This is a genomic window from Actinosynnema sp. NPDC059335 (assembly GCF_042752395.1).
GTDB lineage: Bacteria > Actinomycetota > Actinomycetes > Mycobacteriales > Pseudonocardiaceae > Actinosynnema.
Map to the genome: position 1 here is coordinate 1 of NZ_JBHYXZ010000123.1, position 12,413 is coordinate 12,413.

General features: G+C 73.7%; 11 protein-coding genes. 6 read left to right on the forward strand and 5 right to left on the reverse strand.

The annotated features are described in order from the left end of the window. The coding region (locus ACFXGA_RS29795; RefSeq protein WP_378093602.1) for a 6-pyruvoyl tetrahydropterin synthase family protein at positions 1–386 on the reverse strand (386 nt) is incomplete at its 3' end. A gap of 87 nt (positions 387–473) precedes the next feature. On the opposite strand from ACFXGA_RS29795, the gene ACFXGA_RS29800 reads away from it, so the two are divergent. The 5 genes from ACFXGA_RS29800 to ACFXGA_RS29820 all read left to right on the forward strand — a co-directional run bounded on the left by ACFXGA_RS29800 (position 474) and on the right by ACFXGA_RS29820 (position 5,974). Beyond that, entirely contained in the window at positions 474–1,094 is a 621-nt protein-coding gene (locus ACFXGA_RS29800) for a GTP cyclohydrolase II (RefSeq protein ID WP_378093552.1), read from the forward strand. A 193-nt stretch (positions 1,095–1,287) separates the two neighbouring features. Beyond that, positions 1,288–2,694 carry an alpha/beta hydrolase gene (locus ACFXGA_RS29805; protein ID WP_378093555.1) on the forward strand — a complete coding sequence of 469 codons (1,407 nt, stop codon included), beginning with the start codon at positions 1,288–1,290 and terminating at the stop codon, positions 2,692–2,694. A gap of 12 nt (positions 2,695–2,706) precedes the next feature. Then, complete coding sequence (locus ACFXGA_RS29810) at positions 2,707–3,792, forward strand: sensor histidine kinase (RefSeq protein ID WP_378093557.1); 1,086 nt, start codon at positions 2,707–2,709, stop codon at positions 3,790–3,792. After that, positions 3,789–4,433, forward strand: a complete 645-nt coding sequence (locus tag ACFXGA_RS29815; protein ID WP_378093559.1) for a response regulator — start codon at positions 3,789–3,791, stop codon at positions 4,431–4,433. The genes ACFXGA_RS29810 and ACFXGA_RS29815 overlap by 4 nt, the downstream gene beginning before the upstream one ends. A gap of 50 nt (positions 4,434–4,483) precedes the next feature. Beyond that, on the forward strand, positions 4,484–5,974 hold the full coding sequence (locus ACFXGA_RS29820; RefSeq protein WP_378093561.1) for a hypothetical protein: 1,491 nt from the start codon (positions 4,484–4,486) through the stop codon (positions 5,972–5,974). Positions 5,975–6,005: 31 nt separating this feature from the next. On the opposite strand, the gene ACFXGA_RS29825 is transcribed toward ACFXGA_RS29820, so the two are convergent. From ACFXGA_RS29825 to ACFXGA_RS29840, 4 genes are read right to left on the reverse strand one after another with little or no spacing between them, the layout of a single operon-like run. After that, complete coding sequence (locus ACFXGA_RS29825) at positions 6,006–7,028, reverse strand: LacI family DNA-binding transcriptional regulator (RefSeq protein ID WP_378093563.1); 1,023 nt, start codon at positions 7,026–7,028, stop codon at positions 6,006–6,008. 7 nt (positions 7,029–7,035) lie between these two features. Next, entirely contained in the window at positions 7,036–7,881 is an 846-nt protein-coding gene (locus ACFXGA_RS29830; RefSeq protein ID WP_378093565.1) for a carbohydrate ABC transporter permease, read from the reverse strand. Continuing rightward, positions 7,878–8,807 (reverse strand): carbohydrate ABC transporter permease, encoded by a 930-nt coding sequence (locus ACFXGA_RS29835; RefSeq protein WP_378093567.1) that lies wholly within the window; start codon positions 8,805–8,807, stop codon positions 7,878–7,880. Before ACFXGA_RS29835 ends, ACFXGA_RS29830 begins: the two co-directional genes overlap by 4 nt. Before the next feature lie 11 nt (positions 8,808–8,818). Beyond that, positions 8,819–10,105 carry an ABC transporter substrate-binding protein gene (locus tag ACFXGA_RS29840; RefSeq protein ID WP_378093569.1) on the reverse strand — a complete coding sequence of 429 codons (1,287 nt, stop codon included), beginning with the start codon at positions 10,103–10,105 and terminating at the stop codon, positions 8,819–8,821. 168 nt (positions 10,106–10,273) lie between these two features. Here ACFXGA_RS29840 and ACFXGA_RS29845 point away from each other — a divergent pair, with 168 nt between their 5' ends. Next, a complete protein-coding gene (locus tag ACFXGA_RS29845; protein ID WP_378093571.1) occupies positions 10,274–12,313 on the forward strand; it encodes a beta-galactosidase in 2,040 nt (679 codons plus the stop codon). Positions 12,314–12,413 lie beyond the last annotated feature (100 nt).

A 12,413-nucleotide genomic window follows, 5' to 3' on the forward strand; every position in this document is an offset into this window, starting at 1 on the left:
CGCTCCGCCCCCCCCCCCTCGCGCCTATCGTGACAGTGCCCCCCGTGCGCCCCCGCCCCCCCCCCGCCGGCGCCCCGCGCGCCGGGGGGGGGGGCGGGGGCCCCCCGGTCGGCGACGTGCCGGGCGAGGAACTCGGTGGAGGTGTTGATCCCGGCGAACTCGGGCACGTCGTCGAGGTTGCGGTAGTTGAGCGCGCCGAGCACCTCGCGCAGCCGCTCGGTCGCGAGTCCGATGTCGACCACGATGTTGTCGGCGTCCAGTTCGGCCCGCGTGAACTTCGCGTCCACCACGAACGTCGCGCCGTGCAGCCGTTGCGCGGGACCGAAGACCTCGCCGCGGAAGCTGTGGGCGACCATCACGTGATCGCGAACGGTGATGCTGAACAGGGTGACCTCCGCGGAGTTGCGGGCTACGGTGCAGGTCCGGCCGAGCGTAGTGAACGCCCCGCCGTCGCCGGGTGACGAGGGAGCCGGATGCGCGAGACAGCCTTCGACGACGAGGACGTGGCGGAGTCCGACCTGGTCACGCGCCGGGGGACGTTCCGCGCGGTGGCGTTCCGCGACGGCGGGCACGAGCACCTGGCGCTGGTGCACGGCCGGCCGGCGGGGTGCGAGGACGTGCTGGTCCGCGTGCACTCCGAGTGCCTGACCGGCGACCTCTTCGGCGCGCTGCGCTGCGAGTGCGGCGACCAGCTCGGCGCGGCGCTGGACCGGATCGTCGCCGAGGGCGGCGGCGTCCTGGTCTACCTGCGCGGTCACGAGGGGCGCGGCATCGGGCTCGTGGCCAAGGTGCGCACGCACGTGCTGCAGGACGAGCAGGGCCTGGACACGCTCGACTCCGCGACCGCGCTGGGCCTGCCGGTGGACGTGCGGGACTACGCGCCCGCCGCGCGCGTGCTGCGGCACCTGGGCGTCTCGTCCGTGCGGCTGATGTCGAACAACCCGGACAAGGTGCTGGCCCTGCGGGCCAACGGCGTCGAGGTGTCCGCCCGCGTGCCGCACCTGGCGCCGCCCAACCCGCACAACGTCGGCTACCTGATCGCCAAGCGCGACCGACTGGGCCACGACCTGCCCCAAGTCCCCGACCCCGCGTGAGTCGAACCCCCGGGCCCCGAGTGTCGAACGCTCGCGTACCCCGAATTCCACGCTCGGGTACCCCGCGGCCGTCCTGAACGTGGAACTCACGGGTCCCGAGCGTTCGACACACGGGACGTGAGGGTTCGACTCACGCGGAAGATCTGTCGGAAGGCAGACGACCGGTGGCGGGTGGCCCGGCGACGCTGGGCGCATGAGGAGAACGATGAAGGGCGTGGTCGGGGCGGTCTGCCTGCTCACCGCGCTCACCGTCGCGCCGGGCGTCGCGCACGCCGCACGTGCGCTCTCGTGGACCGACTGCGGTGACGGGTTGCAGTGCGGCGAGGTCACCGTCCCCGTGGACTGGCGCGAGCCGCGCGGCGGGACGATCGCGCTCGGCGTCGCCCGCCTGCCCGCCCGCGACCAGGCGACGAAGAGGGGCGTGCTGGTGGTCAACCTCGGCGGCCCGGCGCAGCAGGTCTCCGTGCTGCGCGTCGCCAAGGACGCGTTCACCGACCTGACCCGGTGGTTCGACGTCGTCGTCGCCGACCCGCGCGGGTTCGAGACCAGCGCCGGGATCACCTGCCCGTACCCCGCGCCGCTGCCGGAGAACCTGGAGTGGGCCTCGCCCGACCAGGCCACCTACGAGCGGTACCGCGCGGCCAACCACCGGTTCGGCGTCGACTGCGGCCGGGCGGCCGGGCCGCTCGCGGGCCGGCTCGACTCCTGGCAGGTCGCCCGGGACCTCGACGCGCTCCGGGCCGCGCTGGGCCAGACCAGGCTGAACTACTACGGCAACTCCTACGGCACCGTGTACGCGCAGTCCTACGCGCAGTTCTTCCCGCACCGCGTCGGCCGGATGTACCTGGACAGCGTGCTGGACCACACCACCCGCTCCTGGACCGACTGGCTCGTGCCCCGCGCCCGGACCATGGAGCGCGACATGGAGCGGTTCGCCGAGTGGTGCGCCGGCGAGCCGACCTGCGCCCTGCACGGCCGCGACACGCTCGCCGTCTGGGACGACCTGCTCGCCCGCGCCGCGCGGGAACCGATCCCCGGCGCGGGCACCACCGTGAACGCCTCCCGGATCGTGTCGCGCACCAACCCGGCGTTCGAGGGGGAGTGGCCGGACCTGGCCCGGTCCATCGCCGAGGCGCACGCGGGCGACGCCACCCGGTTCGCCGAGCAGCCGGTCGGCGGCCGCGACCCCGACCTGTCCCGGATCGCGTTCTGCGCCGACTTCCCCTACCCGTCGGACTACCGGGTGCTCAAGGCGTGGGAGGCCGAGCTGCGCGCGATCACGCCGCACATCGGGTGGGTCGCCACGTGGCCCATGGCCTACCACTGCGCCGGGCTCCCCGGCACCGGCACGTACCCGCCGCACCGGCTGCACGTGCGCGGTCTGCCGCCGATCCTGATCGCGAGCGGGGCGCACGACAGCACCACACCGCCCCTGGACGCACGACGCGTCGCGGCACAGCTCGGCAACGCCCGCTACCTCCCCGTGCAGGGCGGCCACGCCCTGTACCTCAGCGGCCACCCGTGCGTCCGGGAGCACGTCCACCGCTACCTGACCACCGGCGCGCTCCCACCCGAGGGCACGGCCTGCGGCGTCGCGTAGACCATGGCGGTCATGCGACTCGTCCGGGAAGTCCTGCTCGTCGTGGGCGTCACGGCGCTGCTGGTGCTGCTGACCCTGTGGGAGGGCCGCGGGGTGCCGCCGCCGGCCCCCGCGGTCCTGATCGGGTCGAGCCTGTGCGTCAGCCTGCCGTTGCTGTTGCGGCGCGTGCTGCCGCTGACCGGTGCGGTGCTGTCGGCGGTGGTCGGGCTCGGCGGCCTCGGGTTCCTGCCCGCGTGGCCGGGGATGCTGGTCACGATGGGCGCTTTCTGCGCGGCGGTCTACCACCGCGACCGCGGCCCGGTGCTGGTGCTGGCGGTGTGCGCGGGCTGGGTGCTGGTCAGCGCCGCCATCGCGGGCAGCCCGGTGCGAGTCTTCACGATCACCGACCTGGTGGTGATGGGCGTCGCGCCGGTGGCGACCGGCTACGCGTTGCGGCTGCACCGCGAGCGGGCCGCGCAGACGCTGCGGGTGCAACGCGCGGAAGCGGACCGGGTGCTGGCCGAGGAACGCGCCCAGCTCGCCCGGGACGTGCACGACAGCGTCGGCCACCACCTCACCGCGATCCGGTGGCAGGCCACCGCCGCCCGGCGGGCGCTCGCGGGCGCTTCCCCGGTCGCCGACCGCGCTCTGGGCACGATCGCCGACCTGTCGCTGTCCGCGCTGCACGAGGTGCGCGAGCTGCTGGGCGCGTTGCGGGAGGCGCCGTCCGGCGCAGGCCTGGCCGAGCTGGACCACCTGGCCGCACGGCTCTCCGGCCCGGACCGCCGCGTCACGGTGCGCCGGTCCGGGCCGGACGCGCCGCTGCCGCCCGCCGTCGACCACACCGCGTACCGGGTGGTGCAGGAGGCGCTGACGAACGCCGTCCGCCACTCGACCGCGGCCGGGGTGGACGTCCGGCTGCGCCGGGAGCGGGACCGGCTGGTCGTCACGGTGGTCGACGACGGGCCGCCCGCGGTGCGACCGCACCTGGAGGGGCAGGGCATCCGGGGCATGCGGGAACGGGTGGGGCTGGTGGGCGGCACCCTCGCGGTCGGCCCGGACGGGCCGCGGGGCTGGCGGGTGCGGGCGGAACTGCCGACGGGGAGGACGACGCGGTGACCATTCGGGTGCTCGTGGCCGACGACCAGGACCCGGTGCGGGAAGCGCTGCGGATGGTCCTCGACGGCGAACCGGACATCGAGGTGGTCGGCGAGGCCGCCACCGGGGTCGAGGCGGTGCACGTGGCGCTGACCCGCCGGCCCGACGTGGTGGTGATGGACCTGCGGATGCCGCACGGCGACGGCATCGCCGCGATCACCCGCCTCACCGCGACCGCCGCCGCGCCGAAGATCCTCGCGCTGACCACGTTCGACCTGGACGAGTACCTGTTCGGCGCGTTGGCGGCGGGCGCGTCCGGCTTCCTGCTCAAGGAGAGCGACCCGGCCCGGCTGCTGGAGGCGGTGCGGAGCCTGCACGAGGGGCGCGGGCTGATCGACCCGAAGGTCACCGGACGGCTCATCGCCCGCTTCGCCCAGCTCTCGCCCCGACCCGCCCCACCCGCGGCGGACCGGCTCACGCCGCGCGAGCACGAGGTGCTGGCGCACGTGGTGCGCGGGTTGAGCAACGCGGAGATCGCCGCCGCGCTGACCATCGAGGAGGGCACGGTGAAGACGCACGTCGCGCGCATCCTGACCAAGCTGGGCCTGCGCACCCGCGTGCACGCGGTGATCTACGCCTACGAGCACGGCCTCGGCCGGTAGCGATCGACGCGCGGTGCGCGCCGTCGGCGCCACCCCATAGGGTTCGGTGGGTGCCCATCGCATTCGACACGACCGGCTGGCAACAACACGACCGAGCGACCTGGTTCAACCCGGGCAACGGCGACCAGGTCACCCTCAGCTACTTCGACCTGGTGCCGGACCTGCCCGCGTCGCTGGACGACCTGCCGAAGCTGCGGCACGACCTGGCGGTCGTGGTCGGCGAGGTGGGGTGCCTGATCGAGGCCCACGTGGTGCGGCTGGGCGACGTGCCGGCGCTGCTCCAGGTGGTCAAGGTGCCCCTGCCGAACCAGCCGTCCGGCCAGGTGTTCCTCGGCTCGTTCACCGTGCCCAAGGCCGACAGCAGCGCCGTGCTGAAGCTCCAGGCGGCCGAACGCGGCATGACCGGCATGCGCGAGGCGGTGCTGGTGGCGCAGCTCGGCTTCGAGAACTGGGTCATGCCGCACCCGTACGCGCCGGAGGTGCAGGGCCGGCTGCCGTTCCACGCGGGCGACGACCCGCGCTTCGACCCGCAGTTCGCCGACCACCCGCTGTCCCGCCTCCGGGCCTGGGCGCACCACGTGGTCCGCACCGCCCGCGTGGACCCCCGCTTCGCCGCCCTGCCCCCATTCCGCCCGGCCACCCAACCTCCCGCCGCCCAACCTCCCGCCGCCCAGGCCCCCGCCGCCCAGGCCCCCGCGCCCCAGGCCGCCGCCGACACCGGCGCCGCCGACACCAGCGCCGACGTCACCGGGCCGACGTCCCCCGCCGACTTCACCGCGCCGCCGACCCCGACGCCACCCGCCGACTTCACCCCGCCCGGCGAATCCCCCGCCGCACCGGAACCGGAACCCGCCGCACCGGAACCCTCGAACCCCGCCGCACCGCCCGGCCCCGCCGTCGGCTCGACCCTGACCACGGTCGTGCCCGGCCTGCCCATCGGCGGCTACCTGCCGCTGTGGGTGGGCGAGCAGTGCACGTTCTGGCGGATGTCCGACCCCGAGGCCGTGCTCGACAAGCTCGGCCTGGGCGCGCTGGCCCGCACCCCGCTCACCGACCGCCGGTTCCGCGACCTGGTCGCCCTGGACGCCTCCTCGGCCACGATCACGCTGCTGGACCGCTACCGCGCGGAGGACGGCAGCACCGGCGGCTCCGTCGTCCGGCTCACCCGCGTGAGCGGCCAGGAGGCGCACCAGGCGCTGACCACCGACACGCTGCTGGACGCCTTCCGCCGGCTCGGCCGGATCAGCCTCGCGGCGGCCGAACGCGGCGAGCACGTCACCCTCGAACCCGGCACCCACAACGGCGACCTCGCGGAGCCGTACGTGCTGCTGGCCGTCGAGGAGCACGAGGGCAGGCCGGTCGCGACCGCCCGCACCGCACCGCCGCCACCCCCGGACACCCCGATGTGGCAGGGCACCGCGGCGGTGACCGCACCGGCGACCCGCGAGTCGGTCGAGGCGGGCGGCCTGCTCGCCATGTACGCGATGAACACCTGGGGCGAGCACCCGCTCCGCCTCTGCCTGACCTTCGGCCCCCGGTGACGCGTGGCGCCCGTCAACGGCGACGGGCGCGTCACGTCGAAGCGCGCACCACCAGCTCGGTCGGCAGGATCGCCGCGGCGGGCGGCTCGCCCCGGATCTGCTCCAGCAGCAGCCGCACCATCTCGCGCGTGATGCGCTGGAACGGCTGCCGCACCGTGGTCAGCGCGGGCCGGGTGGAGGTCGCGATGCTGGAGTCGTCGAAACCGCCGACCGCCACGTCCTCCGGCACCCGCCGCCCGGAGTCGTGCAGCACGTTGAGCGCGCCGGCCGCCATCAGGTCGGACGCCACGAACACGGCGTCCAGGTCCGGCGCGCGCTCCAGCAGCGCCGCCATCGCCGCCTCACCACCGGCACGGCTGTAGTCGCCGTGCGCGATCAGGTCCGGCGTGGCCTCCGCGCCGAGCACGTCCCGGTACCCGGCCAGCCGCTCCACGCCGCCCGGCGTGTCCGGCGGGCCGGTGATGGTGGCGATCCGCCGCCTGCCGCGCGACCGCAGGTGCTCGACCATGGACCGCGCGCCCGACCGGTCGTCGGCCGCCGCGTACGCGACGTGGCCCTCGTGCCCGAGCGGTTTGCCGCAGGCGACCACCGGGATGCCCGAGTCGTGCAGGTCGTGGATCAGCGGGTTGCCGGTGTGCGAGGACACCAGCAGCACGCCGTCCACGTGCCCGGCGGCGATGAACCGGCTGGTCCGCTTGCGCTCCACCTCCGTGCTCGCGGTCATGAGCAGCACCGGCACGTCCAGCTCGGCCAGCTCCTGCGTGCAGCCCTGGAGCAGGATGCTGAAGTTCGGGTCCTCGAACAGCCGCTGCTGCGGCTCGGTGAGCACGAACGCCACCGAGTGCGCCCGCTGCGTGACCAGGCTGCGGGCGGCCGGGTTGGCGACGTACCCGGTGGTCCGCACGGCCTTCAGCACCGCCTCCAGCGCCGCCGGGCTGACGTTGCGGCCGCCGTTGAGCGCGCGCGAGACCGTGCCGCGGGACACGCCGGCCGCCGCCGCCACGTCGTGGATGGTCGGCCGGTGCCGCGCCGCCTTGCTGCGCTCGACGCTCATGACTCCCTCATGTCTTCACCGCTCCGGAGAGCAAGTCGATGCGCCAGTATCTCTGCAAGGTGAGGAACAGCGCGATCAGAGGCAGCACCGACACCAGCGCGCCGGTGATCACGAGCGTGTACAGCGCGGGCGTGGTGTTGCCCTGCTTGAGCATCGTGTAGAGGCCGAGCGTGATCGGGAACTTCCCGTCGTCGCCCAGCATGATGTAGGGCAGCATGAAGTTGTTCCAGATCGACACGAACTGGAACAGGAACACGGTGACCAGGCCCGGGACCATCATCGGCAGCGCGATCGAGGTCAGGATGCGCAGCTCGCCCGCGCCGTCCGTGCGGGCCGCCTCGACCACGTCCTCGGGCACGGCCGCGCCGGCGTACACGCGGGCCAGGTAGATGCCGTACGGGCTGATCACGCCCGGCACCAGCACGGACAGGTAGGTGTCGGTCAGGCCGACCTTTGACAGCAGCAGGTACTGCGGGATGGCCAGCACCACGGCGGGCACCAGCACGCCCGCCAGCAGCGTGTTGAAGATCAGCGCCCGGCCGGGGAACGCGTACTTGGCCAGCGCGTACCCCGTCACGCCGGACAGCGCGGCGGACAGCAGCGCGCCCACCCCCGCGTACAGCGCCGAGTTCGCCATCCACTGCCAGAACATGCCGTCCCGGTAGCCGTTCAGCTCGACCAGGTTGGCCACCAGCGACGACCCGGGCGAGAACGTGGTGGTGGAGAACAGCTCGCCGCTGCTCTTGGTCGCCGCCACCAGCACCCAGGCCACCGGGAACAGGCAGTACGCCGCGCCGAGCAGCAGCACCACCGTCGGGAACCCGCCCCACCGCGCGCGGACCGCGGCGCTCACCGCTCACCCCCGAACGCCCGCGTCCGGGTCAGCCGCAGCAGGCCGAACGAGAGCACCGACATCACCACGGCGATCAGCACCGACATGGCGGCCGCGGAGTGGATGTCACCGCGGCCGAACGCGTCCTGGTAGACCTTCATCAACGGCGTCCAGGTGAGCGAGAGCGAGTTGGTCAGCGGCGCCAGCGTGGTCGGCTCGACGAACACCTGGAGCGTCGCGATGATCGAGAAGAACGACGTGAGCACGAGCGCCGGCGCCAGCAGCGGGATCTTGATCCGGATCGCGACCTGCCACGGCGTGCAGCCGTCGATCCGGGCCGCCTCGTACAGGTCGCGCGGGATCGACCGCAGCGCGGTGTAGAGGACGACCATGTTGTAGCCGACGCCGCCCCACACCGCGATGTTGGCCAGCGCGAAGTAGATCCCGGTCGGCGACAGCAGGTCCACGCCGGGCAGCGACAGCTCGCGCAGCAGCTGGTTGAGCGGGCTCGTCCCCGGCAGGTACAGGAAGCCCCACAGCAGGGACGCGATGACGACCGGCACCGCGTACGGCAGGAAGATCGCGATCCGGCTGAACCCGCGGGCCCGCACCCGCTCCTCGTCCAGCAGGAGCGCGAACACCAGCGCCAGGCCCAGCATGGCGGGCACGAGGATCGCGCCGTACCCGAACACCCGCAGCGCGCCCGCGCCCAGCTCGGCGTCGGTGAGGGCCCGCACGTAGTTGTCCAGGCCCGCGAACACCTCGGAGCGGCTGCCCCGGCCCAGCCCCAGGCCCTTCACCTCGGTGCGGAACAGGCTCAGGTACAGGGTGTAGCCGATGGGCAGCGCGAACACCAGCAGGAACAGCACCACCGCCGGGGCCACGAAGGCGTACGGCGCCAGCCTCGGCGCCGTGCCGCCCCGCCCGGGCACGCGTGTCGACGTCACGGGCGGGCTCCTCAGTTGCCCACGGTGAAGCCGTTGGCCTTCATGTCGTCCACGGTGGCGGACTGCATCTTCGCCAACGCGGGCACCAGGTCCGCGCCGGAGCTGATCGCCTCGCCCATCGCGTTGCGGTACGCGGTGTAGGTGACGTTGACGTTCGGGCCCCAGGTGAAGCCGGCCGACGTGGCGGCGATCTCCGCGGCCCGGGTGTAGAAGTCCGGCTGGTTCGGGAAGAACGCGGGCGGGTTCTTCAGCGCCTCCTGCGCCGAGGTGGCCGCCGGGTAGACGGCGCTCTCGGTGACCAGGCCCGCAACCGCCTCCGGGGCGGTGTTCAGCCACACCGCGAACTCGGTGGCCGCCTTGCGGTGCTTCGACCCCTCGGTCACCGCCGTGGTGGAGCCGCCCCAGCTGCCGGTGCGCGGCTTCGCCGCGTCCCACTGCGGCATCGGGGCCATCGCCCACTTGCCCAGCGTGCCCTCCGCGTTGCCCTTCAGCACGCCCGGCGCCCACACCGCGCTGAGCCAGCCGATCTGCACGCCGTCGTTGAGCGCCTTGTTCCACTCCGGCGTGTACATCGGGGACTTGTCGATCGCGCCCTCGGCGATCAGGCCGCTCCAGTACTGCGCGACCTTCCTGGTGGCCGCGTCGTCCACGGAGACCTTCCAGGTGTCGCCGTCGACCGACCACCACGAGCCGCCCGCCTGCTGCACGAGGCCCGCGAACCAGCCGGGGTCGTTGGAGGAGAACGTGCCCAGGAACTTGTCCGGCGCCTTGGCCCGCAGGTCGCGCGCGGTCTGCGCGTACTCGTCCCACGTGGTCGGCGCCTTCAGGCCGTACTGCTCGAACAGGTCGGCGCGGTAGTAGAACATCATCGGGCCGGAGTCCTGCGGCACGGCGTAGACGCCCGCACCGCCGAGCGTCACCTGGTCCCAGACGCCGGGGGCGAACTCGTCCTCGGCCGCGGCGGCGCCCTCGGAGATGTCGGCCACCACGTCGTTGCTGACCAGCGTGGGCAGCGACTGGAACTCCACCTGCGCGAGGTCCGGCGGGTTGCCGCCCTTCGCGGCGGTGAGGAGCTTGGTCACCAGCTCGTCGCCCTGGGCCTGCTTGCTCACCACGACCTTCACGTCCGGGTGGCTCGCGTTCCACTTGTCGACGACCTTGTCGATGTCGGGCGCCCAGGCCCAGAAGGACAGTTCGACCGGGCCGTCGGTGGTCTGCTCGGTACCGCCGCCGCAGCCGGCGATCAGGGCGAGGCCGAGCCCGATGGCCGCGGCCTTCTTCGCGATGTCGAGTCGCATGGGGTCTCCGGGGGTTCCGCGTCGCTGACGCCGCTGCCAGCGAGAACCGCGCTGTGAACGTGCACAGTAGTTGTCTCCCCGTCACGGCTGTCAACCACTTGACTCGCCCTCTTATCTGCACCGTAATGTGCGAAGGGACCGTGCACGTTCACAGCCACTGGAGTTTTCATGACGTTTGTGGTGCCTCGGCAGGCCGACGGGCAGGCGGTGGAGGACCCGTTCGCCCCGCGGATGCCGGTGGGCGTCGACGGACTCGTCTACGGCGGGGACTACAACCCCGAGCAGTGGCCCGAGGAGGTGTGGGTCGAGGACGTCGGGCTGATGCGGCAGGCCGGGGTGAACCTGGTGAGCGTCGCGATCCACGCGTGGGCGGCGCTGGAGCCGAGGCCGGGCGAGTTCGACTTCGGCTGGCTGGACCGGCTGCTCGACCTGCTGCACGGCGCGGGCATCGCGGTCAACCTGGCCACGCCGACCGTCGTGCCGCCCGCGTGGCTGTACCGGGCGCACCCGGACATCCGGCCGGTCACCCGCGACGGCACGGTGCTGGAACTCGGCTCGCGGGCCACGTTCTGCCCCAGCGCGCCCGCCTACCGCGAGGCCGCCGCGGCGATCACCCGGCAGCTCGGCCGGCGGTACGGCGCGCACCCCGCCGTGGCGCTGTGGCACGTGCACAACGAGTACGGCGCGCCGGTCGGCGCGTGCTACTGCCCCCGGTCGGCCGAGGCGTTCCGGCGTTGGCTGCGCGACCGGCACGGCACCCTCGACGCGCTCAACGAGGCGTGGGGCACCAGCTTCTGGGGCCAGCGCTACGGCGACTGGGCCGAGGTCGAGCCGCCGCGCGTGTCCGGCACCACCGGCAACCCGGCCCACGAGCTGGACTTCGCCCGGTTCTGCTCGGACGAGCTGCTGGCCTGCTACACCGCCGAGCGCGACCTGCTGCGCGAGCACTCGACCGTGCCGATCACGACGAACTTCATGACCACCAACTGCAAGTCGATCGACTACTGGCGCTGGGCGCGCGAGGTGGACGTGGTGGCCAACGACCACTACCTGACCGCCGAGGCCGACCGCAACCACATCGACCTGTCGCTGTCGGCGGACCTGACCCGGGCGGTGGCGGGCGGGCGGCCGTGGATGCTCATGGAGCACTCCACCGGCGCGGTGAACTGGCAGCCCCGCAACCTCGCCAAGCGGCCGGGCGAGATGCGCCGCAACAGCCTGGCGCACGTGGCGCGCGGCGCGGACGCGGTCATGTTCTTCCAGTGGCGCGCGTCCCGCTTCGGCGCGGAGAAGTTCCACTCCGCGATGCTGCCGCACTCCGGCACGCGCAGCCGGCTGTGGCGGGAGGTCGTGCGGCTGGGCGGCGACCTCGACGCGCTGCGCGAGGTGCGCGGCAGCCTGGTGCGGTCCGACGTCGCGGTGCTGTGGGACTGGGAGTCGTGGTGGGCGCTGGAGCTGGACTGGCGGCCGTCGGTGGACCTGTCCTACCGGGAACGCGTGGGCGCGTTCTACGAGCAGCTCTGGGACGCCCGGCTGACCGTGGACTTCGTCGCGCCGGGAGCCGACCTGGGCGGGTACCGGCTGGTCGTGGCGCCGTCGCTGTACCTGACCTCGACGGCGGCGGCGAAGGTGCTGCACGACTACGTGGCGGGCGGCGGCACGCTCGTCGTCTCGTACTTCTCCGGCATCGTGGACGCCAACGACACCGTGCACCCCGGCGCGCACCCCGGCGCGCTGCGCGACGTGCTCGGTCTGGAGGTCGAGGAGTTCCTGCCGCTGCGGGCGGGCGAGGAGGTCGCGCTCGACGGCGGCCTGCGCGGCGACGTGTGGGCCGAGCACCTGCACCTGACCGGCGCGGAGAGCGTGCGCGACTACGTGGACGGCCCGGCGGCGGGCGGCCCGGCCGTGACCCGGCACCGGCTCGGCGCGGGCACCGCCTGGTACGTCTCGACCCGGCTGCGCGGCGCGGCGCTCGCCGAGGTGCTGCGCGAGGTCTACCCGGTCGCGGGCGTGGCGGTGGACGACGACCTGCCGCGCGACGTCGAGGTGGTGCGCCGCCGCGGCGCGGACGCCGAGTACCTCTTCGTGCTCAACCACACCGACGACGAGGTGCGCCTGCCCGCGTCCGGCACCGAGCTGCTCACCGGGCGGCGGTGCGAGTCCGAGCTGCGCGTGCCCGCGGGCGACGTGGCGGTGCTGAGGTCCTGAGGGCCCCGGGGGGGGGGGGGCGGGGGCCCCCCCCCCCCCCCACCCCCCCCACCCCCCCCCCCACCCACACCCACACCCCAAACACCACCACCAACACCCC